Source organism: Nonomuraea pusilla (assembly GCF_900109355.1).
In the GTDB taxonomy this organism is placed as follows: Bacteria; Actinomycetota; Actinomycetes; order Streptosporangiales; family Streptosporangiaceae; genus Nonomuraea; species Nonomuraea pusilla.
The window spans coordinates 64,728-84,543 of the sequence record NZ_FOBF01000018.1 but is presented as its reverse complement, the minus strand read 5'-3'; the positions used below and the strand labels follow the sequence as shown (position 1 = coordinate 84,543).

The 19,816-nt window shown below is 72.2% G+C and carries 20 protein-coding genes; 9 read left to right on the top strand and 11 right to left on the bottom strand.

From position 1 onward, the window contains the following. Positions 1–178: 178 nt before the first annotated feature. From BMX74_RS30925 to BMX74_RS30910, 4 genes are all read left to right on the top strand, one after another. Positions 179–1,450, top strand: a complete 1,272-nt coding sequence (locus tag BMX74_RS30925; protein ID WP_055505467.1) for a glycosyltransferase family 4 protein — start codon at positions 179–181, stop codon at positions 1,448–1,450. A 47-nt stretch (positions 1,451–1,497) separates the two neighbouring features. Next, positions 1,498–2,208 carry a class I SAM-dependent methyltransferase gene (locus BMX74_RS30920; RefSeq protein ID WP_055505266.1) on the top strand — a complete coding sequence of 237 codons (711 nt, stop codon included), beginning with the start codon at positions 1,498–1,500 and terminating at the stop codon, positions 2,206–2,208. Continuing rightward, complete coding sequence (locus BMX74_RS30915; RefSeq protein ID WP_091104141.1) at positions 2,205–3,272, top strand: glycoside hydrolase family 15 protein; 1,068 nt, start codon at positions 2,205–2,207, stop codon at positions 3,270–3,272. Before BMX74_RS30920 ends, BMX74_RS30915 begins: the two co-directional genes overlap by 4 nt. Before the next feature lie 215 nt (positions 3,273–3,487). Further along, positions 3,488–4,468 (top strand): DUF1702 family protein, encoded by a 981-nt coding sequence (locus BMX74_RS30910; RefSeq protein WP_176573443.1) that lies wholly within the window; start codon positions 3,488–3,490, stop codon positions 4,466–4,468. Positions 4,469–4,498: 30 nt separating this feature from the next. On the opposite strand, the gene BMX74_RS30905 is transcribed toward BMX74_RS30910, so the two are convergent. Beyond that, the gene (locus BMX74_RS30905; protein WP_420538150.1) at positions 4,499–5,134 is read right to left on the bottom strand and encodes a class I SAM-dependent methyltransferase; all 636 of its coding nucleotides are present in this window, start codon (positions 5,132–5,134) and stop codon (positions 4,499–4,501) included. A 79-nt stretch (positions 5,135–5,213) separates the two neighbouring features. Here BMX74_RS30905 and BMX74_RS30900 point away from each other — a divergent pair, with 79 nt between their 5' ends. The 3 genes from BMX74_RS30900 to BMX74_RS30890 are packed head-to-tail and all read left to right on the top strand — an operon-like array spanning position 5,214 to position 6,958. Then, a complete protein-coding gene (locus BMX74_RS30900) occupies positions 5,214–5,666 on the top strand; it encodes a pyridoxamine 5'-phosphate oxidase family protein (protein WP_091104140.1) in 453 nt (150 codons plus the stop codon). Further along, positions 5,663–5,854 (top strand): ferredoxin, encoded by a 192-nt coding sequence (locus BMX74_RS30895; protein ID WP_055505271.1) that lies wholly within the window; start codon positions 5,663–5,665, stop codon positions 5,852–5,854. Before BMX74_RS30900 ends, BMX74_RS30895 begins: the two co-directional genes overlap by 4 nt. A gap of 18 nt (positions 5,855–5,872) precedes the next feature. Continuing rightward, the gene (locus tag BMX74_RS30890) at positions 5,873–6,958 is read left to right on the top strand and encodes a zinc-binding dehydrogenase (protein ID WP_091104138.1); all 1,086 of its coding nucleotides are present in this window, start codon (positions 5,873–5,875) and stop codon (positions 6,956–6,958) included. A gap of 51 nt (positions 6,959–7,009) precedes the next feature. On the opposite strand, the gene BMX74_RS30885 is transcribed toward BMX74_RS30890, so the two are convergent. The 8 genes from BMX74_RS30885 to BMX74_RS30850 form a co-directional block, all read right to left on the bottom strand. Beyond that, positions 7,010–8,014: a sugar phosphate isomerase/epimerase family protein gene (locus BMX74_RS30885; RefSeq protein WP_055505273.1), complete on the bottom strand. Its 1,005-nt coding sequence runs from the start codon at positions 8,012–8,014 to the stop codon at positions 7,010–7,012. Beyond that, a complete protein-coding gene (locus tag BMX74_RS30880) occupies positions 8,011–9,165 on the bottom strand; it encodes a Gfo/Idh/MocA family protein (protein WP_091104137.1) in 1,155 nt (384 codons plus the stop codon). Before BMX74_RS30880 ends, BMX74_RS30885 begins: the two co-directional genes overlap by 4 nt. An 11-nt stretch (positions 9,166–9,176) precedes the next feature. Then, entirely contained in the window at positions 9,177–10,223 is a 1,047-nt protein-coding gene (locus BMX74_RS30875) for a substrate-binding domain-containing protein (RefSeq protein WP_091104135.1), read from the bottom strand. Next, positions 10,220–11,257, bottom strand: a complete 1,038-nt coding sequence (locus tag BMX74_RS30870; RefSeq protein ID WP_201784646.1) for an ABC transporter permease — start codon at positions 11,255–11,257, stop codon at positions 10,220–10,222. Before BMX74_RS30870 ends, BMX74_RS30875 begins: the two co-directional genes overlap by 4 nt. Further along, positions 11,257–12,741, bottom strand: coding sequence for a sugar ABC transporter ATP-binding protein (locus BMX74_RS30865; protein WP_055505276.1), 1,485 nt, complete (start codon positions 12,739–12,741; stop codon positions 11,257–11,259). Before BMX74_RS30865 ends, BMX74_RS30870 begins: the two co-directional genes overlap by 1 nt. Before the next feature lie 41 nt (positions 12,742–12,782). Then, on the bottom strand, positions 12,783–13,940 hold the full coding sequence (locus BMX74_RS30860) for an ROK family transcriptional regulator (protein ID WP_055505277.1): 1,158 nt from the start codon (positions 13,938–13,940) through the stop codon (positions 12,783–12,785). A 177-nt stretch (positions 13,941–14,117) separates the two neighbouring features. Next, positions 14,118–14,990 carry an SDR family oxidoreductase gene (locus BMX74_RS30855; protein ID WP_055505278.1) on the bottom strand — a complete coding sequence of 291 codons (873 nt, stop codon included), beginning with the start codon at positions 14,988–14,990 and terminating at the stop codon, positions 14,118–14,120. Positions 14,991–15,068: 78 nt separating this feature from the next. Beyond that, the gene (locus tag BMX74_RS30850; protein WP_091104133.1) at positions 15,069–16,130 is read right to left on the bottom strand and encodes an MBL fold metallo-hydrolase; all 1,062 of its coding nucleotides are present in this window, start codon (positions 16,128–16,130) and stop codon (positions 15,069–15,071) included. A 55-nt stretch (positions 16,131–16,185) separates the two neighbouring features. Here BMX74_RS30850 and BMX74_RS30845 point away from each other — a divergent pair, with 55 nt between their 5' ends. Then, positions 16,186–17,034: a glutathione S-transferase family protein gene (locus BMX74_RS30845; RefSeq protein WP_055505280.1), complete on the top strand. Its 849-nt coding sequence runs from the start codon at positions 16,186–16,188 to the stop codon at positions 17,032–17,034. Here the strand turns inward: BMX74_RS30845 and BMX74_RS30840 are convergent. Together BMX74_RS30840 and BMX74_RS45095 are read right to left on the bottom strand one after the other, a co-directional pair. Beyond that, positions 16,982–18,328, bottom strand: a complete 1,347-nt coding sequence (locus BMX74_RS30840) for an MFS transporter (RefSeq protein ID WP_218154101.1) — start codon at positions 18,326–18,328, stop codon at positions 16,982–16,984. The genes BMX74_RS30845 and BMX74_RS30840 overlap by 53 nt on opposite strands. After that, positions 18,325–18,909 (bottom strand): winged helix-turn-helix domain-containing protein, encoded by a 585-nt coding sequence (locus tag BMX74_RS45095; protein WP_091104132.1) that lies wholly within the window; start codon positions 18,907–18,909, stop codon positions 18,325–18,327. The genes BMX74_RS30840 and BMX74_RS45095 overlap by 4 nt, the downstream gene beginning before the upstream one ends. A gap of 74 nt (positions 18,910–18,983) precedes the next feature. On the opposite strand from BMX74_RS45095, the gene BMX74_RS30830 reads away from it, so the two are divergent. Next, positions 18,984–19,628 carry a B3/B4 domain-containing protein gene (locus BMX74_RS30830; RefSeq protein ID WP_091104130.1) on the top strand — a complete coding sequence of 215 codons (645 nt, stop codon included), beginning with the start codon at positions 18,984–18,986 and terminating at the stop codon, positions 19,626–19,628. The last annotated feature ends 188 nt before the right edge of the window (positions 19,629–19,816 follow it).

The window sequence follows — 19,816 nt, the reverse complement described above, 5'->3', positions numbered from 1 at the left end:
ACCCCACCTAGAACGCGTTCTACCGAATCACGCTCGGTCACGGCAACGGTGCAGTTCGCACGGCCTGCGGAAGCCGTTGTGAACAATTCCAGGCGGCCTACCGAATGGTAGCCTTCTCGGACTAAGGTCATCTTTCACGGTACACGCCCGGTCTCGGGGGATACCGGTGAAGAAGGGGGTGTCCGTGCGGGAGCCAACCCGGCGTCCTGAGCTGCGCGTCGCGCTGCTGTCGTACCGCAGCAAGCCCACCTGCGGCGGGCAGGGCGTCTACCTCCGTCACCTCAGCCGCGAGCTGGTCGCGCTCGGCCACCACGTCGAGGTGTTCTCCGGGCAGCCGTACCCCGAGCTGGACGAGGGCGTGATCCTGCGCGAGGTGCCGAGCCTCGACCTGTACCGCGACGAGGACCCGTTCAGGACGCCCAGGCGCGACGAGTACCGCGACTGGATCGACCTGCTGGAGGTCGGCACCATGTGGACGGCCGGCTTCCCCGAGCCGCTGACGTTCACGCTGCGCGCCTACAGGGAGCTGAAGAAGCGGGTCGGCGACTTCGACGTCGTCCAGGACAACCAGACCCTCGGCTACGGCCTGCTCGGCATCCAGAAGCTGTTCCCCGTGGTCGGCACCATCCACCACCCCATCAGCGTCGACCGCCGCATCGAGCTGGAGGCGGCCGAGGGCGCCAAGCGGCTCAGCCTGCGCCGCTGGTACGGCTTCGTCAAGATGCAGGCCAGGGTGGCCCCGAGGCTCAGCCCCATCCTGACCGTCAGCGAGTCGTCGCTGGCCGACATCCACCGCGACTTCAACGTGCCGCAGGCGAACATGCGGCTCATCCCGCTGGGCGTCGACACCCGCTACTTCCACCCGCGCCCGGACAAGCCGCGCCGCAAGGGCTCGATCGTGGCCGTGGCCAGCGCCGACTCCCCCATGAAGGGCGTCGCCACGCTGCTGCGCGCCGTCGCCAAGCTCGCCACCGAACGCGACGTGAACCTCACCGTCGTCAGCAGGCCCACCCCGGGCGGCCCCACCGAGCAGCTCGTCCAGGAGCTGTCGCTGCAGGACCGCGTCCGCTTCGTCCACGGCATCTCCGACGAGGAGCTGGGCGAGCTGATCGCCACCTCCGAGATCTCCGTCGTGCCCTCGCTGTACGAGGGCTTCTCGCTGCCCGCCGTCGAGCACATGGCCTGCGGCACCCCGCTGGTGGCCAGCCGCACCGGCGCGCTGCCCGAGGTCGTCGGCGACGCGGCCGTCCAGGTGCCGCCGGGCGACCCCGAGGCGCTGGCCGCCGTGCTGCTGCGCCTGCACGACTCCCCCGAGGAGCGCGAGCGGGTCGGCAAGGCCGGCTACGACCGCGTCATGGAGCGCTACACCTGGCACGTCGTGGCCAAGAGGACCGTCGAGGCCTACCACGAGGCCATCGCGAACCACCGCACGAACCGGCGCGCCGGCTGACCCACCCCCGACGCCGCAGAAGCTGATCAGACGAGGAGAAGCGACAAGTGCTCACCGTGGACTTCGCCCGGCTGCCCGTCGGCCCCGGCGTACGCGTGCTCGACCTGGGCTGCGGCGGCGGCAGGCACGCCTTCGAGGTGCTGCGCCGCGGCGCGGACGTCGTCGCCTTCGACATGGACCAGTCGGAGCTCGACGGCGTGGCCGGCATGTTCGTGGCGATGGACAAGGCGGGCGAGGTGCCGGAGGGCGCCACCGGCGAGACCGTCCGGGGCACGGCGCTGGACATGCCGTTCGAGGACGCGAGCTTCGACCGGGTGATCGCCGCCGAGGTGCTGGAGCACATCCCCGACGACATGACGGCGATGCGGGAGATCTTCCGGGTGCTCAAGCCCGGCGGCACCGCCGCGATCACCGTGCCGAGCTTCCTGCCCGAGCGGATCTGCTGGGCGCTCGACGAGGCGTACCACACGGCGCCGGGCGGGCACGTCCGCATCTACACGCTGGCCGAGCTGTCGGCCAAGCTGAAGGCAACGGGCTTCGAGATCGGGCCGCACCACCACGCGCACGGCCTGCACGCGCCGTACTGGTGGATCAAGTGCGCGGTCGGCGTCGGCAACGACGACCACCCGATCGCCAAGGCCTACCACCAGCTCCTGGTCTGGGACATCATGAAGCGCCCCGCCGCCACGAGGATCGCCGAGGCCGTGCTCAACCCGATCATCGGCAAGAGCGTCGTCCTGTACGTCAAGAAGCCATGATCTCCCGCGAGGAGGCGGTGCGCACGGCCGAGAGCATCGCCGCCGTGCAGGAGGACGACGGCGGCGTGCCCTGGCCGGAGGGCCACGTCGACGCGTGGAACCACGTCGAGTGCCTGATGGCGATGACCGTCGCGGGCCTGGACGGGCCGGTGCGGCGCGGCTACGCGTGGCTGGAGCGCCACCAGCGGCCCGACGGCTCGTGGCCGATGAAGCTCGTCGGCGGCGTGGCGACCGAGGAGGGCGGCGAGTCGAACCACGCCGCGTACGTCGCGGTCGGCGTGTGGCACCACCACCTGGTGACCGGCGACCGCGGGTTCACCGAGCGGAGCTGGCCGATGGTCAAGTCCGCGCTGGACTACGTGGTGGGGCTGCAGACCGAACGCGGCGAGATCGTCTGGGAGCGCGACGCGCGCGGCGCGGCCTCGACGTACGCGCTGCTCACCGGCTGCTCGTCCATCCACCAGGGGCTGCGCTGCGGCGTGCTGCTCGGCGACCTGCTGGGCGACCCGCAGCCCCACTGGGAGCTGGCCGCCGACCGGCTGGCGCACGTCCTGGCGGAGCACCCGGAGGCGTTCGCCGACAAGAGCCGGTTCTCGATGGACTGGTACTACCCGGTGCTGGGCGGCGCGGTGCGCGGGCCGCAGGGGGCCGCGCTGATCGAGCGCGAGTGGTCCACGTTCGTGGTGCGGGGGCTGGGCATCAGGTGCGTGTCCGACCAGCCGTGGGTGACCGGGGCGGAGACGTGCGAGCTGGTGCTCGCCCTTGACGCGCTGGGCGACGCGGAGCGGGCGGCGCGGCTGTTCGCCGACATGCAGCACCTGCGTCACGAGGACGGCTCGTACTGGACGGGCTGGCAGTTCGCGAACGGCCGCCACTTCCCGCACGAGCGCTCGGCGTACACGGCGGCGGCGGTCGTCCTGGCGGCCGACGCGCTCGCTCGGCTGTCCCCGGCGTCGGGGCTGTTCCGCGACGTCGCGGGCACGGCGGCGTCCGACCCCGAGGTGTGCGGGTGCGCGGACCTGCCGGGCGACCAGCCGGACACCCGCGCCGCCCGGCGCTCGTGACCGCGTCGCCCTCGTAGCGGCCCGGCGCTCGCAGCCGCGTCGCACTCGTTGCGGCCCTCGTACCCTGCCTGCCGGGCGCAAGCGGTTTTGCGGGTTCTTTGCCGCGTGGCCCGGTGCGGCGGCCTGCGGGCGTTCCGAGCCGGTCACTAGCGTCGTCCGTGGCCGTACGAGGCGTCTTCGGGGGAAGCGTGGGCGACACGGGCACATCATCGTTCTTGGATCACGTCGGCATCGAACCGGCATCCGTCCCCGCCCCGCCCTGTGTGGGCGGGCTGCGCGGCCTCCTGGCGAAGAACCCGCTGGAGGCCGATCTGACCCGCCGCAGGTTCCGGATCAGGGCCGGGGCCGTCGAGAAGGTGTTCACGGACGCCGAGACGTGGCACGTGTTCGGCTTCAACGCCGTGCTGGCGGGCGGCACGGACGCGATCGAGCAGGTGCCGCTGGAGCAGCGCTCCTTCGCCTACGAGGGCGCGGCGTGCGCCTGCACGGTGCTCGACCTCCTCACCTTCGCGCGGGGGCGGCGGCTGCGGGAGCTGCTCGCCGGCCCTGCCCGCTTCCACCGGCACGCGGCGTACCTGGGGGCCGGGCGCGGGTACGCGCTGCTGCGGCTGCGGCCGGTGTGGGGGGCGCGGCGGGCGCACCCGCTGCTGCGCTGGCTCGCCCTGGACGGGTTCGGCTTCGAGTGGAGCCTGCGCAGGGCCGACAGGATGCTGGGCGAGCGGGCCACGCCCGACCTGCTCACCCGCGCCCACGGCGCGCTCTTCGACCAGGGGCTCGGCCGGCTGGTCTGGTACCACGAGTGCGCGTCGCCCGATGACGTGGCGCTGCGCGTCGGCACGTACCCGGCGGGGCGGCGGGCCGACCTGTGGAGCGGCGTCGGCTTCGCCGCGACGGCCACCGGCGGCGCGGAGGCGGACGAGCTGTGGCGGCTGGCCGAGCACGCGGGGGCCGACGGCTTCAGGCCCCACCTGGCGCAGGGCTGCGCCTTCGCGGCGGCGGCGCGGCTGCGCTCGGGCTCGCTGCCCGCGCACGTGGCGCGGGCCGTGCCGATCCTCGCGGGGGCGGAGCCGGAGGAGGCGGCCTCGTGGGCGGACGACGCGCTGCTCGCGCTCGGCCACGACGCCCGCACGCAGGAGGAGTTCCACCACTGGCAGGCGCGGACCAGGCGGGCCTGGACCCACCGGCACCGGCCCTGACGCGCGCGCCGTCCCTCGGACGCGGGCCCCTCAGATTCCGGGGCCGACGCGTTCCAGGACGCGTACCGAGCCCAGCGCGCCGGCCTCGGCGAACGCGCCCGACTCCAGCGCGCGCAGGTACACCCGGTACGGGGCCTGGCCGCCGTCGGCGGGGTCGGGGTAGATGTCGTGGAACACCAGCGCGCCGCCGGGCGCGACGTGCGGGGCCCAGCCCTCGTAGTCGCGGGTCACCGGCTCCTCGGAGTGGCCGCCGTCGATGAACAGCATGCCGAGCGGCGTGTTCCACAGCCTGGCCACCTGCTCCGACCGCCCGACGACGGCCACGACGTCGTCCTCGAGACCGGCGGCCGCGATGGTGGCGCGGAAGACGGGCAGGGAGTCCATCCTGCCGGAGCGGGGGTCGACGAGGGTGGGGTCGTGGTGCTCCCAGCCCGGCTGGATCTCCTCGGAGCCGCGGTGGTGGTCGACGGTGACGACGACGGAGCCCGCCTGCCTGGCCGCCGCGCCGAGGTAGATCGCGGACTTGCCGCAGTACGTGCCGATCTCGCAGATCGGGCCGAGCGGGCCGTATCTGAGGGCCGCCTCGTACAGGGCGAGGCCCTCCTCGCGCGGCATGAAGCCCTTGGCGTTCTCGGCGGCGTGCAGCAGGTCGGGGGGCATCTCCATGGCTCTGCACCCTAGTCGAACCGAACAACATTCCGTGGAGCCCTTGCCCAGCTCTTCTGGAACCTGTTCTACTTGGCACGTGAATCAGCGCGCACGCGTCGCCATGCCGGACGAGGACGTCGCCGCGTTCCTGGAACGGTCGCGCAAGCTCCAGCTCGCGACCATCAACCCCGACGGGACGCCCCACCTGGTCACGATGTTCTACGGCCTCGACGCGGGCCGCATCGTCTTCTGGACGTACGCCAAGGCGCAGAAGGCCCGCAACCTGGCCCGCGACCCTCGCGTGAGCTGCCTGGTCGAGGCCGGCGACTCCTACGACGAGCTGCGCGGCGTCCTGGTGTACGGCCGGGCCGAGCAGCTGAGCGACCCCGCCGGCGTGCTGGCCGTCGGCCTGGCGGTCGCCCGCCGGATGACGCCCGGCGTGCCGGACGACCAGCTCCGCCCGTACGTGGAGCACACGGGACGCAAGCGGGTCGCCTACCGTGTGGAGCGTACGCGAGTGGTCTCATGGGATCACGGGAGGCTCACATGAAAGTCAAGGTCGACGAGCTCGTCTGCGAGGCCAACGCCGTCTGCATGGGTCTCGCGCCCGAGGTGTTCGAGGTGGACGACGAGGACAGGCTGCACATCCTGCTCCCCGAACCGCCCCCGCACCTGCTGGACCGCGTGCGCCACGCGGTCCGGTCCTGCCCCAAAGCCGCCCTCACCCTTGAGGAATAGCCGGAGGAGGAACCCCTCATGCGCGCCGCGATCCTGCACGCCGTAGGCAACGACAAGCTCGACATCCGCGACGACGTCACGCTGGCCCCCGTCGGGCCGGCCGAGGTCCGGGTCAGGATCAGGGCGACGGGCGTCTGCCACTCCGACCTGTCGGCCATGTCCGGCGTGCTGCCCCAGCCGGTGCCGCTGGTGCCCGGCCACGAGGGGGCGGGCGAGGTGGTGGAGACGGGCGAGCACGTCACCTCGGTCAAGCCGGGAGACCACGTCGTGATCAGCTGGCGCCCGTCGTGCCAGGAGTGCGACCTGTGCGTCGGCTGCCAGCCGTACATGTGTATGAAGTACGTCATCGAGTCGTTCAGCAAGGGCGCGTTCCGCTTCGGCGGCGACACCACCGCGTACGGCATGGCGGGCTGCGGCACCTGGGCCGAGGAGGTCGTGGTCCCGCAGCAGGGCGTGGTCAGGGTCGACGACGACGTGCCGTGGGAGGTGGCGGCGCTCATCGGCTGCGGCATCACCACGGGCGTGGGCGCGGTGATCAACACCGCGAAGGTGCGTCCCGGCTCCACCGTGGCGGTGGTGGGCTGCGGCGGCGTGGGGCTCTCCGTCGTCCAGGGCGCGCGGCTGTCCGGCGCGAGGACGATCCTCGCGATCGACCCGCTGGAGTCGAAGCACGAGCTGGCGAGGAAGGTGGGGGCCACCCACACGGCGACGCCCGAGGGGCTGCCCGAGGCGCTGAACGAGCTGACCGGCGGCTCCGGCTTCGACTACGGCTTCGAGGTGGTCGGCAAGGCGGCGACCATCCAGGCCGCCTGGCAGGCCACCAGGCCGGGCGGGAACGTGGTGGTGGTCGGCGCGGGCGCGGTGGACGACATGTGGTCGATCCCCGCCTTCAACCTGCTGTTCGAGGGCAAGAACCTGCTGTCCAGCCTGTACGGCGAGGCCGACGTGCGGCACGACTTCCCGTACCTCGCCAAGCTCTACAAGGCCGGCAAGCTGGACCTGGAGTCGATGATCAGCTCGCGCATCAGGCTGGGCGACCTGAACGACGCCGTCGAGGCGCTGCGCCGCGGCGAGGTGCTGCGCCAGATCGTCCTCATGGACTGACGGGCGGGAGCCCGGCGGGCGGGGATCACCGCCCGCCGGGGCCGCGGCGGGCTACGTGGTGGAGAAGGCGGCGTCGAACGACGACGCGGGCGGCGTGATGGCGTTGAGCCTGCGGATGTAGGCCAGCGCCTCGCGCGCACCGTCGAGGCGGTCCATGCCGGCGTCCTCCCACTCGATCGAGACGGGGCCGTCGTAGCCGATGGAGTTCAGCGCGCGGAAGCAGTCCTCCCACGGCACGTCGCCCCTGCCGGTGGAGACGAAGTCCCAGCCGCGGCGCAGGTCGGCCCACGGCAGGTGCGACGACAGCCGGCCGCGTCGCCCGTCGCCCACCCGGACCCGGGTGTCCTTGCAGTCGACGTGGTAGATGCGGTCCTTGAAGTCGAGGATGAACCCGACCGGGTCGAGGTCCTGCCACACCATGTGGGACGGGTCCCAGTTGAGCCCGAACGCCGGGCGGTGGCCGACGGCCTCCAGCGTCCGCACCGTCGTGTGGTAGTCGTAGGCGATCTCGCTCGGGTGCACCTCGTGCGCGAAACGCACGCCGACCTCGTCGAAGACGTCGAGGATGGGGTTCCAGCGGTCGGCGAAGTCCTGGTAGCCGGCCTCCACCATGGAGGCGGGCACCGGCGGGAACATCGCCACCGTGTGCCAGATCGACGAGCCGGTGAAGCCGATCACCGTGTCCACGCCGAGCAGGGCGGCCGCCCTCGCGGTGTCCTTCATCTCCTCGGCCGCGGCCTGACGCACCGACTCGGGGTCGCCCGAGCCCCAGATCCTGGCCGGCAGGATCGCCCGGTGCCGCTCGTCGATCGGGTGGTCGCAGACGGCCTGCCCCACCAGGTGGTTGGAGACGGCCCACACCTTCAGCCCGTGCTTGTCGAGCTGGGCGCGCTTGTCCTCGCAGTACGACGGGTCGGACACCGCCTGCCGCACGTCGAAGTGGTCGCCCGAGCAGGCGATCTCCAGGCCGTCGTAGCCCCACTCGGCCGCGAGCCGGCACACCTCCTCGAACGGCAGGTCGGCCCACTGCCCGGTGAACAACGTAACCGGTCTCATCGCTCCTCCACGGTGGTGTAACGGCTCCCGTCGGCGGCGCTGCGTTCGACGGCGTCCAGCACGCGCTGCACCCGCAGCCCGTCGGCGAACGACGGCGACGGGGCGGCGCCGGTGGCGACCGCCTCCAGGAAGTCCCTGATCTCATGGGTGAAGGTGTGCTCGTAGCCGAGCCCGTGGCCGGGCGGCCACCACGCGCCCGCGTACGGGTGGTCGGGCTCGGTGACGAGGATGCGCTCGAAGCCGCCGCCGCCCGCGCAGAACCACAGCTCGTTCATCGACTCGAAGTCGAACGCGAGGCTGCCGAGCGAGCCGTTGACCTCGATCCGCATGGCGTTCTTGCGCCCGGTGGCGAACCTGGTGGCCTCGAACGAGGCCAGCGCCCCGCCCGACATCCGGCCGATGAACAGCGCGGCGTCGTCCACGGTGACCTCGCCCCTCGCGGCCGACCCGCGCTCCGCCGGCCCCTCGGACCCGGCCGCGAGCGGGCGTTCCTTGACGAACGTCTCGGTCAGCGCGGAGACGCCGACGACGTCCTGCCCGGTGACGAACTGGGCGGCGTCGACGATGTGCGCCCCGATGTCGCCGAGCGCGCCCGACCCCGCCCTGTCCCGCATCAGCCGCCACACGAGCGGGAACTCGGGGTCGACGATCCAGTCCTGGAGGTACTGGGCCCGTACGTGCCTGATCTCGCCGAGCCTGCCCTCCTCGACGTAGCGGCGGGCCAGCGCCACGGCGGGCACCCGGCGGTAGTTGAAGGCCACCATGCTCTTGCCGGGCGCCGCCTCGGCGGCCGCCACCATCGCCTCGGCCTCGGCGACGGTGTTGGCCAGCGGCTTCTCGCAGATGACGTGCTTGCCGGCGCGCAGCGCGGCGACGGCGATCTCGGCGTGCGAGTCGCCGGGCGTGCAGATGTCGACGATCTGCACGTCGTCACGCGCGACCAGCTCCCTCCAGTCGGTCTCGACGTCGGCCCAGCCGAGCCGGGCGGCCGCGGCGGCGGCGCGCTCCTTCGACCGTCCGGCCAGCACCGCCATGCGCGGCGCCAGCGGCAGGTCGAAGAAGGCGCCGACGCTGCGCCACGCCTGCGAGTGGACGCGGCCCATGAAGGCGTGGCCCACCATGCCCACGCCGATGGTGGTCTTGTCTGACATGCAACCCCCGATCAGGATTCGAAGCCGAGCGGCAGGTACTTCTCGACGTTCTCCTTGGTGATGGTCTCGGACGCCAGGGTGATCGACTGCGGGACCTGGTTCTCCACGAGATCACTCATGCCCTTCCCCTGGGCGATCAGCCGCGCCAGCCTGACGGCGGACGACGCCATGGTGGGGCTGTAGGTGACCGTGGCCTGGAGCACGGAGGAGCCCGACTGGATCTCCTTCATCGCGTTCAGCGAGCCGGCGCCCCCGACCATGACGAACTCGTTCCTGCCCGCCTCCTTGATGGCGGCCAGCACGCCCACCCCCTGGTCGTCGTCGTGGTTCCACAGCGCGTCGATCTTCTTGTGCGCCTGCAGCAGCGACGTCGCGACCTGGTTGCCGGTCTCGACCGTGAACTTGGCGTCCTGCTTGGCGGTGACGGAGAAGCCGTACGTCTTGAGCGCGTCGGCGAAGCCCTTGCTGCGGTCCTGCGTCAGCGGCAGCGTGGCGATGCCCTGGATCTCGACGATGACGGGGTCGGAGACCCCCTTCTCCTTCAGCTTCCTGCCGACGAAGTGGCCGGCCGCGACGCCCATGCCGTAGTTGTCGCCGCCGATCCACGTCCGGTACGCCAGCTTGTCGGGGAACACCCGGTCGAGGTTGACGACGGGGATGCCGGCCTGGGTGGCCTGTAACGCCACCTGGTTGAGCTGCTGGCCGTCGTTGGGCAGGATGACCAGCGCGCTCACCTTCGCCGCGATCAGCGACTCCACGGCGGAGATCTGCTGGTTGATGTCGTTGGTCGGCTCGACCGGCTTGAACTCGACGTCGGAGTACCGCTTGGCGGCGGCCTCGGCGTTCTTGGCGATGGCCGCGATCCAGCCGTGGTCGGCGGCGGGCGCCGAGAAGCCGATGACGACCTTCTCGCCGGGCTGGTCGTTGCCGCTCGCCGCCGGGGCGGGCGCGGGCGCGGCGCTGGACGGGGCGGCGGCGGGCTCGTTGCTGGTGCAGCCGGTGGCCAGCAGCACGGCTCCGCCGACGAGGAATCCGCGGCGCGCGACGTTCTCACTCATGGTGCTCTCTCCTTCAGGTTCCGCCGCTGGAGAAGGACGGCGACGACGATGATCAGGCCCTTGGCGATGAGCTGGTCGCTGGTGTTGAGGCCGTTGAGGATGAAGAGGTTGGTGATGAGCGTGAAGATCAGCAGGCCCAGGATCGAGCCCATGATCGTGCCGCGGCCTCCGGTGAGCAGCGTCCCGCCGATGATCACGGCGGCGATGGCGTCGAGCTCGTACAGGTCGCCGTGGGTGGACGAGCCTGTGGTCGTGCGGGCCATGATGAGGATCGCGGCGATGCCGCAGCAGAGCCCCGACAGCGCGTAGAGCAGCATGGTGTGCCTGCGTACGTCGATGCCGGCGAGCCTGGCGGCCTCGGGGTTGCCGCCCACGGCGTAGGTGCGGCGGCCGAACGTGGTGCGGTTGAGCACGACCCAGCCGAGCACCACGACCAGGGCGAACACGTACACGAGCAGCGGGATGCCGAGCACGCGGGTGGTGGACAGGCTCACGATGGCGCCGTTGTCCGGCTGCTGGACGAGCTGGGTCTTGCGGTCGGACATGCGCTGCGCCAGCCCGCGCGCCGCCACCAGCATCGCGAGCGTGGCGATGAACGGCACGAGCCGCCCGTACGCGATGAGCAGGCCGTTGACCAGGCCCGCTCCGGTGCCGACGAGGACGGCGCAGACGGCCATGACGACCGGCCCGTACGACTGGGTGGCCAGCGTCGTCGCCCAGACGGAGGCGAGCGCCATCACGGCGCCGACCGACAGGTCGATGCCGCCGCCGATGATGACGAAGGTCGCGCCGACCGTGATGACGCCGATCGTGGCGGCCAGGGACAGGACGCTGACCAGGTTGGAGGCGGTGGCGAAGGCGTCGGGCCTGGTCACCAGGCCGACCGCGACCAGCAGCGCGAGCGCCACGAACAGCCCCAGATGCCGCAGCTCGCCGACGCCGCGCAACCCGGACAGCAGGTTCGTCCGCGCCGCGTCGGCCTGCGCGCCCCGCGCCCCCGCGGCCTGGCGCACAGGCGGAGTGGGCTCGCTCATCACGCCGCCCTCCCTTCCATGATCATGTCGAGGACGCGGTGCTCGTCCAGCACGGCCGCGTCACCCTCGTGGATGACCGTCCCCTCGCGCAGCACCAGCACCCGGTCCGACAGGCCGAGCACCTCCGGCACCTCGCTGGAGACCAGCAGCACGGCGATGCCCCTGTCGGCCAGGTCGCGGATCACCGCGTACAGCTCCGCCCTGGCGCCGACGTCCACGCCGCGGGTGGGCTCGTCCAGCAGGAGCAGCCTGCGCCCGCCGACCAGCCAGCGGGCCAGCACCGCCTTCTGCTGGTTGCCGCCCGACAGCGTCCTGACGGGGCGTTCGGTGTCGGGCGGGCGGATGTCGAGCAGGTCCGCCAGCCGGGCGGCCTCCGCCCGCTCCCTGCCGCGGTCGATCCAGCCGAACCTGGCGAACCCCGGCAGGCTGCCCAGCGTGATGTTCGCGGTGACGCTCTGGTCGAGCAGCAGGGCCTGCGCCTTGCGCTCCTCCGGGGCGAGGCCCATGCCGCTCCTGACGGCGTGCGTGACGCCGCGCCGTACGGGCCGGCCGCCGAGCAGCACCCGGCCGGCGGCGCGGCGGGCGCCGTACACGGCTTCCAGGATCTCGGAGCGGCCCGATCCGACCAGGCCGGCCAGCCCCACGATCTCGCCCGCGCGCACCGAGAAGGAGACGCCGGAGAACGCGCCGGGCGCGCTCAGCCCCTCGACGCGCAGCACCTCCTCGCCGGGAGGACGCGACGAGCGCGGCGGGAAGACGTACTCGACGTCCCTGCCGGTCATGAGCGAGACGACGCGCGAGGTCGGCGTGTCGCGGGCGGGCAGGCCGACGGCGACCGTCCGGCCGTCCTTCAGCACCGTGACCCTGTCGCCGATCTCGCGGATCTCCTCCAGGCGGTGCGAGATGTAGACGACGGCCACGCCCTGCGCGGTGAGCTCGCGGATGATGCGGAACAGGTTGGCGACCTCGTCGTGGGCGAGGGCGGCCGACGGCTCGTCCATGATGATGAGCCGGGCGTCGTGCGAGAGGGCCCGCGCCATCGACACCACCTGCTTGGCCGCCGGCGGGAGCCGCCCCACCTCGGCGTTCGGGCGGATCTCGGGATGGCCGAGCCGTTCCAGCACCTCGCGGGCCGCCCGCCTGCCCGCCGCCCGGTCCACGAACCCGAGGCGGGCGTGCTCGTGGCCGAGGAAGATGTTCTCGGCCACGCTCAGCCCGTCCACGAGGTCGAGCTCCTGGTAGATGGTGGCGAAGCCGAGCCTGATGGCGTCGATGGGGCTGCCCGGCCGCGCCTCGGCGCCGTTGAACGTGATCGTGCCCTCGTCCGGCTGGTGCACGCCGGCCAGGACCTTGATGAGCGTCGACTTGCCCGCGCCGTTCTGGCCGAGCAGGCAGTGCACCTCGCCCGCCCGTACGTCCAGGTCCACCCCGTCCAGCGCGCGCACACCGGGGAACTGCTTGACGATGCCTCGCATGACCAGCATCGATGGCCCCTTCCAGGGGTTGTCTCTTCAGGCGTTGTCTGTCAGGCGTTGACGATGCGGTTGATGTTGTCGGGTGACAGGTAGTGCTCGACGGCGAGCAGGCCCGCGCCCAGCACGGCGGCGTCGACGCCGGCGCGGCTCGGGGTGATGGACAGGTGGTGGGTGGCCAGCGGCAGCGACCTGCGGTAGATCGTCTCCCTGACGCCGGCGACCAGGTGGTCGTGCACCCGTGACAGGGCGCCGCCGATGACGATGACCTCGGGGTTGAAGAAGTTGACCAGGCCGGCCAGCACCTCGCCGATCAGCCTGCCGGCCTCCCTGACCAGCCGCAGCGCCTGCGTGTCGCCCGCCTGGACGAGCGCCACCACGTCGGCGGCCGACTCGGCGGCGAGGCCCAGCTCGCGCAGCCGCCTGGCCAGCGCCGCGCCGCCCGCGACGGCCTCCAGGCAGGCGCTGTTGCCGCACCGGCAGCCGGCGTCGTCGTGGCCGCTGACCCTGATGTGGCCGATGTCGCCGGCCGAGCCCTGCGCGCCCCTGTGCAGCTTGCCGTCGGCGACGATGCCGCAGCCGATGCCGGTGCCGGCCTTGACGAACAGCAGGTGCCGCGCCCCGGGGAAGGCGTGGCGGTGCTCGCCCAGCGCCATCACGTTCACGTCGTTGTCGACGAGCACGGACGGGCCGTCGAAGTACTCGGGGATGGGGTAGTCGTTCCAGCCCGGCATGATCGGCGGGTTGTTGGGACGCCCCGTCGCGAACTCGACCGGTCCCGGCACCCCCATGCCGATGGCGCGCAGCGCCGCCCTCGGGCGTCCCGCGTCGGCGAGCAGCGCGTCGAGCCGTCGGTCGACGTGGGCCAGCACCTCCTCGGGCCCGTCGCCGATGAGCAGCGGGTCCTCGCACGCGGCCAGGATCTCGCCGGAGATGTCCATGAGCGCGACCCGGCAGTGGGTGGCGCCCAGGTCCACGCCGGCGAAGGCGTGCTCCTCGGTGTGCAGGCGGAGCTGGCGCGGCGGACGGCCTCCGGTGGACTCGCCGGTCTCGGTCTCCTCCACGAGGCCGCGCTCGATCAGGGCGTCCACCCGCTGCGAGATCGTCGAGCGGGCGAGGCCGGTCACCCGCGCGAGGTCGGACCTGGTCGTGGCCGAGCCCGTGCTGATGAGCGTCAGGACGTCACCGGGCGAGCCCGGCTGGGGGGTCATGCCGCGACAATAAGATCGCTGATCCGGCAAATCAAGAGTGAGAATCGCCCGAACTTCCGCCACTTTCGCCGATCGACGAACAAAGATCGCCGGTCCTCGGGATATGTCCGCACGTCAGGCACAAAAAGACACCGCCCCGTACGGCTGCCGGGGCGGTGTCTCGATGCTCGGGAAAGGTCAGAGCATGGCCTTCATGGAGTCGGACGCGGTGAGGACGTACGGCTGCTCGGCCATGACCGACTCCCAGTTCATGGCGAGCGCCTCGGGCGTCAGGTCGTCGGTCTTCCAGCCCGGCCCCTCGGCCACGAACACGCGCGCCACCCGGCCGCCGCCCACGCTGAACACCTCGCCGCTGACCTCGCACGAGTCGTGGACGAGGTAGGCGACGAGCGCGCTGACCCGTTCCGGCGTGAACTTCTGCTCGAACTCGGCGGGCAGCAGCGCCTCCGTCATGCGCGTCCAGGCGATGGGGGCGATGGCGTTGGCCCTGATGCCGTTGCGCGCGCCCTCGACGGCGATGGTCTTGGTGAGGCCGACGAGGCCCATCTTGGCGGTGGAGTAGTTGGCCTGGCCGAAGTTGCCGAACAGCCCGGCGGGGCTGGAGGTGTTGACGACGCGCCCGTAGCCCGCCTCCTTCATGTACGGGTAGGCGGCCTGGCTGACCAGGTACGAGCCGCGTACGTGCACCGCGATCACCGCGTCGAAGTCCTCGACCGTCATCTTGCCGAACGACTTGTCGCGCAGGATGCCGGCGTTGTTGACGACGATGTCGAGCCTGCCGAACGCGTCGATCGCGGACCTGACGATGGCCCGCGCGCCCTCGGGCGTGGCGACGTCGTCGGTGCTGGCGACGGCCTGGCCGCCGTTCTTGGTGATGAGCTCGACGACCTCGGCGGCGGGCCCGGCGGACGCGCCGGTGCCGTCGAGCGCGCCGCCGAGGTCGTTGACGACGACCTTGGCCCCCCGCTCGGCGAGGAGGAGCGCGTGGGACCTGCCGAGGCCGTGCCCGGCCCCCGTGACGATCGCGACCCTGTCATCGAACCGAAGCATCGAACCCTCCAGCACAGGAGAACAACATTCTGGTATGAGCACCATAACCCGCGGGGCGCCCGTCAAGCGTGACGCGCGTCACCCGGCCGGATGCCAGAGCTCGGGCACGCCGCCCTCCCGCCTGACCCGCCCCCGCGCCTCCAGCCACACCAGGTGGGCGAGCGTCTCGTTGGTGGCGGCGCGGCGCATGAAGGGCGCGATCGTCTCCCACGGCCGCGACCAGGTCAGGCGGGTGGCGACGGCCCAGCAGGTGACGCCCGGTCCGGCGGCGACGACGGCCTCGATCTCGGCCAGCCGCTCGTCGTGGTGCGCCATGACGTGGTGCACCCGCTCGGCCAGCTCCAGGAAGCGGTACTCGTGGGCGGGCAGGACCTCGTCCACGTCGAGCTCGCGCACGGCGGCCAGCGCGTCGAGGTAGTCGGCCAGCGGGTTGGGCCCCGACTGCGGGTGCACCGCCACGATCGGCGTGATCCTGGCCAGGACGTGGTCGCCGGAGAACAGCAGCCTGCGCGACGGCGACACGAAGCACAGGTGGCCGGGCGAGTGGCCGGGCGTCCACAGGGCGCGCAGGTCCCAGCCGGGCAGGCCCAGCGCCTCGCCGTCCTCGACCAGGCGGTCCGGCTTGGCCACGGCCACCATGTGCCTGATCGCCATCGACGCGCCCGCCAGCTCGTCGAGCGTCGCCCGCGGGACGCCGGAGCGCAGCAGCAGCTCGCGCTCGCGGGCGACGAGCGAGTCGATCGCGGCGTCGTCGTAGCGCTCGCCGACGAGCGCGGCGTCGGCCGGGTGCAGGGCGATCCAGGCCCCGGACGCCTCGCGCACCCGCCCGGCCAGCCCGTAGTGGTCGGGATGGATGTGGGTGACGAGCACGCCCTTCACGTCGGTGATCTCGTACCCGGCGACGCGCAGCCCCGCCACGAGCGCGTCGTACGCCTCGTCGGTGTTCCACCCGGCGTCGACGATCGCCACGCCGTCGGTCAGCTCCAGCACGTACACGAGGACGTAGCGGAGGGGGTTGATCGGGATCGGCACCGGCACGGACCACAGCCCCGGCCGCACCCGTTCCACCTCGGGAAAGCCGCCGCCGGTCCAGGCGTCGCGCTGCGCCTGGCTGGATGGGGTCACCACGAACTTCGCCATGGACCCGATTCTGCCCGAATGAAGTTCTATTCCCGAATCGTGTTCTACTAGGACCATGAAGCTGGCACGCGAGATCGCCGACGACGGCCGTTTCGTCCGGCAGCCCAACCGCTTCACCGACCCGCTCGGCCCGCCGGAGCCGGGCCGCTACCGGCTGTACGCCTCCTACGCCTGCCCCTGGGCGCAGCGCGTCCTCATCGTCCGCGCGCTCCTGCGCCTGGAGGACGTCCTCGACGTCGTCATCGTCGACCCGATCCGCGACGAGAAGGGCTGGCGCGTCCCCGGCGGAGACCCCGAGTACCTGTCGGAGCTCTACCACGCCACCGACCCCGGCTACCAGGGCCGCTACACCGTCCCCTGCGTCTGGGACACCCGCGAGGGCCGCATCGTCACCAACGACTTCCCGCGCATCACCCTCGACCTGGAGACCACCTGGGGCGCCTCGCCCGACCTCTACCCCGAGCGCCTGCGCCCCGACATCGACATCATGAACGACCGCCTCTACCACGGGCTCAACAACGCCGTGTACGAGGCCGGCTTCGCGCGCGGCCAGCAGGCGTACGAGGAGGCGGTGGCCAGGGTCTTCTCCACGCTCGACTCGCTGGAGGTGCGGCTGTCGCGGTCGGAGTTCCTCTTCGGCTCCACGCTCACCGAGAGCGACGTCCGCCTCTACACCACCCTGGCCAGGTTCGACACCGTCTACTACAGCCACTTCAAGTGCTCGGTGCGGCGGCTGACCGACTACCCGGCCCTGTGGGCCTACGCCCGCCGGCTGTACGCCATCCCGGCCTTCCGCGACACCACGGACTTCGACCACATCAAGCGGCACTACTACATGACCCAGACCGACCTCAATCCGAGCCGGATCGTCCCGGTCGGACCGGATCTGGACTGGACGCTCTGACCGGCGCCGGCTCCCGAGCCGGCGCCGGCATCCGCACGAACAGCAGCGCCGAGGCCAGCGCCAGCACCGCGGCGGCCCCCCACGCGACGGCCGTTCCCGCCTGCGTGGCGAGCGCGCCGAACCCCAGGTTCGCCGCGATGGCGCCCGACTGCAGGGCGAGCGACGAGGTCGAGGTGACGGTGGTGCGCTGCGCGGCGGTGACCGCCCGGTGCGTCATCTCCTGGCACAGCACCGCCGCCACCGCGAGCCCCATGAACAGCACGACGTACGCGATCCCCGCGCCGGCCAGCCCGGCCGCGCCCCCGAGCCCCGCCGTCGCGGCCAGCGCCCCCAGCGAGGACGCCGCCACCACCACGCCCACGACGGCGCCGCGCACCGACCCCCGGGCCGAGGCCGCGGCGGCGGGAGCGGCGAGGCGGGCGACACGAGGGGCCAGGGCGCTGCCCGCCGCGCTCCCCGCGAACCCGAGCGCCGCCACGACCGAGTAGGCCAGGCTGCCCTCCTCGGCCGTCCCCGCCAGTTCGGCGAGGCGCCCGGGTGTGAGCAGCTCGATCACGCACAGCACCACCCCCGAGGCGGCGGACGCCAGCATCAGGCGCCGCAGCGCGGGACGGCCCCCCACGAGCCGCAGGCCCGCCGTCACGGTGGCGGGCACGTCCCTGAGCAGCCCGGCCACCACCCCGCGCCGCGCTCCCGCGGGACGCCGTCCGCCCGGCTCGGGGAGGGCGAAGACGGTGACGACCAGCAGCGCGACCGCCGCAACCGCTCCCAGCGCCGGCGAGAACGCGAGCGGCGGCACCGGCCCGCCGGGCGCGACCAGCGGCAGCACCCCGCCCACCAGCACGCCGACGCACAGCGACGCCGACTCCATCGCCCCGCCCCTGGCCAGGCCGGGCTTGAGATCGGCGTCGGGCCCCTCGATCGCGTGCAGCGTGTCGACGTACCAGGAGGTGGCGGGCCCGGTGGACAGCGCCCTGGCCACCCCCTTCAGCACGGCGACGCCGGCGAACGCCCACACCGTCTGCGCCACGCTCATCAGCGCCAGCGCCGCCGCGAGGAACCCGGCGGAGACGGCGAGCACGGTCCTGCGGCCCGCGACGTCGGCGAGCCCGCCCGTCGGCAGCTCCAGGCAGAGGGTCACGGCGGAGAACAGGGTCACGCACAGGCCGACCTGGGCCAGGCTGAGGCCCCGCTGCGTCATCAGCAGCACCATCACGGCCATCATCAGCCCCAGCGGCAGCCAGGTCAGGAAGCTGACGAGCAGGTAGCGGCGTAACGCCGAGCGCGCGGTCACTGCTCCTCCTTCTGCGGGTGGTCAGGGTGCTTCGGGTACGGGAAGGCGCCGGCCCAGACGTGGTACTGCTCGGCGCCGTCCGCGCCGGCGTAGCGGGCGGCGAGCTCCCGTACGAGGTCGTCGGCGCGCTCCTGGAGCTCGCGCACCCCCTCGGGCGGCAGCATGACCAGGTGGTCGCTCATGCCGACGGCGTCGACCACCTCGCGCGGCCACTCGCTCTCGTCGAACGCCTCGACGGAGCGCGCGACGGCCTCCACCTGGCGCAGGTGCATGACCTTCAGCACCTCACGCCCCTCGGGCGAGGCGGCGAGGGTCAGGTTGTCCCACGAGGTGTAGCGGTGGCGGGCGCGCCAGCGCCGCTCGCGCCCGTCGCGCTGCTCGGGGTCCTCCTCGATGAAGCCGTGCTTGGCCAGCTCGCGCAGGTGGTAGCTGGTCAGGCCGGAGCTCTCGCCCACCGCGCGGCCCAGCTCGCTGGCCGTGGCCGGGCCCTGCGCCCTGAGCCGGCCGAGCAGGCGCACGCGCAGCGGGTGCGCGACGACCTTCAGCAGCCGCGGATCGTCGATCTTGAACGCTTCCTCCATCCCTTCACGGTAGACCGCAAGGGGAATTTTGCAAAGGGAATTTTGCGATTCTCCCCGCCTCGTAGACTGGGTGGATGCTCGACGAGATCCGGGTGGACGACGCCGTCTTCGACCTGCGCCCCGACTTCGCGGTGCTCGCCATGACCGCGCACGGCCTCACCAACGGCCCCACCGACGACCGCTCCCGCGCCTGGCTGGCCGCCGCCTCCGCGTGCGAGCCGCAGCCCGAGAAGATCGACGCGTGGAAGGACGCCTATCGCGGCTTCGGCGCCAAACCCCAGCGCACCCGCCCCTCCGTCGACGCACTCACCCGCCGCATGCCCCTGCCGGAGATCAACCTGGTCGTCGACGCCTACAACACGGTCAGCGTCAGGCACGCCCTGCCCATCGGCGGCGAGGACCTCGACCGCTACGACGGCCCGGCCAGGCTCGTGCGCGCCGCCGGCGACGAGGCGTCCGAGGAGGCGCTCGGCACGCCCGAGCCCGGCGAGGTGATCTGGCGCGACGACACCGGCGTCACCTGCCGCCGCTGGAACTGGCGCCAGGTGGCGCGCACCCGGCTCACCGAGGAGACGGTCAACGCCCTGTTCCTGCTGGAGCGGCTGGAGCCGATGACGCTGGAGGAGCTGAAGGAGGCCGGAGAGGAGCTCGCCGACCTGCTGACACGGCTCTCGCCGGACGTCAGGATCGCCACCCGAGTGATCGCTTCCGGGAAATAAACCTCCGCCCCCGGTGTTGATATCAAACAGTAATAATGAGGGTGACCACCTGGATTGACTAGGGGGACGTGACCTCTTTGGAGTCTCCTGAGAGGATCGTTCAAGGCGGCACGCCCACACGGGCACGCGCCGCCGGTCCAGGCGAGTAGCCTTGGACAGGTTCTCTTAACATCAACGCCGATCTGCGG

What these genes read in the sequence shown, in the direction of transcription:
- BMX74_RS30915 (WP_091104141.1), top strand. Translation starts at nt 2,205, where the DNA reads ATGATCTCCCGCGAGGAGGCGGTGCGCACGGCCGAGAGCATCGCCGCC.
- BMX74_RS30905 (WP_420538150.1), bottom strand. Translation starts at nt 5,134, where the DNA reads ATGGAGATGCCCCCCGACCTGCTGCACGCCGCCGAGAACGCCAAGGGC.
- BMX74_RS30895 (WP_055505271.1), top strand. Translation starts at nt 5,663, where the DNA reads ATGAAAGTCAAGGTCGACGAGCTCGTCTGCGAGGCCAACGCCGTCTGC.
- BMX74_RS30890 (WP_091104138.1), top strand. Translation starts at nt 5,873, where the DNA reads ATGCGCGCCGCGATCCTGCACGCCGTAGGCAACGACAAGCTCGACATC.
- BMX74_RS30885 (WP_055505273.1), bottom strand. Translation starts at nt 8,014, where the DNA reads ATGAGACCGGTTACGTTGTTCACCGGGCAGTGGGCCGACCTGCCGTTC.
- BMX74_RS30880 (WP_091104137.1), bottom strand. Translation starts at nt 9,165, where the DNA reads ATGTCAGACAAGACCACCATCGGCGTGGGCATGGTGGGCCACGCCTTC.
- BMX74_RS30875 (WP_091104135.1), bottom strand. Translation starts at nt 10,223, where the DNA reads ATGAGTGAGAACGTCGCGCGCCGCGGATTCCTCGTCGGCGGAGCCGTG.
- BMX74_RS30870 (WP_201784646.1), bottom strand. Translation starts at nt 11,257, where the DNA reads ATGAGCGAGCCCACTCCGCCTGTGCGCCAGGCCGCGGGGGCGCGGGGC.
- BMX74_RS30865 (WP_055505276.1), bottom strand. Translation starts at nt 12,741, where the DNA reads ATGCTGGTCATGCGAGGCATCGTCAAGCAGTTCCCCGGTGTGCGCGCG.
- BMX74_RS30860 (WP_055505277.1), bottom strand. Translation starts at nt 13,940, where the DNA reads ATGACCCCCCAGCCGGGCTCGCCCGGTGACGTCCTGACGCTCATCAGC.
- BMX74_RS30855 (WP_055505278.1), bottom strand. Translation starts at nt 14,990, where the DNA reads ATGCTTCGGTTCGATGACAGGGTCGCGATCGTCACGGGGGCCGGGCAC.
- BMX74_RS30850 (WP_091104133.1), bottom strand. Translation starts at nt 16,130, where the DNA reads ATGGCGAAGTTCGTGGTGACCCCATCCAGCCAGGCGCAGCGCGACGCC.
- BMX74_RS30845 (WP_055505280.1), top strand. Translation starts at nt 16,186, where the DNA reads ATGAAGCTGGCACGCGAGATCGCCGACGACGGCCGTTTCGTCCGGCAG.
- BMX74_RS45095 (WP_091104132.1), bottom strand. Translation starts at nt 18,909, where the DNA reads ATGGAGGAAGCGTTCAAGATCGACGATCCGCGGCTGCTGAAGGTCGTC.
- BMX74_RS30830 (WP_091104130.1), top strand. Translation starts at nt 18,984, where the DNA reads ATGCTCGACGAGATCCGGGTGGACGACGCCGTCTTCGACCTGCGCCCC.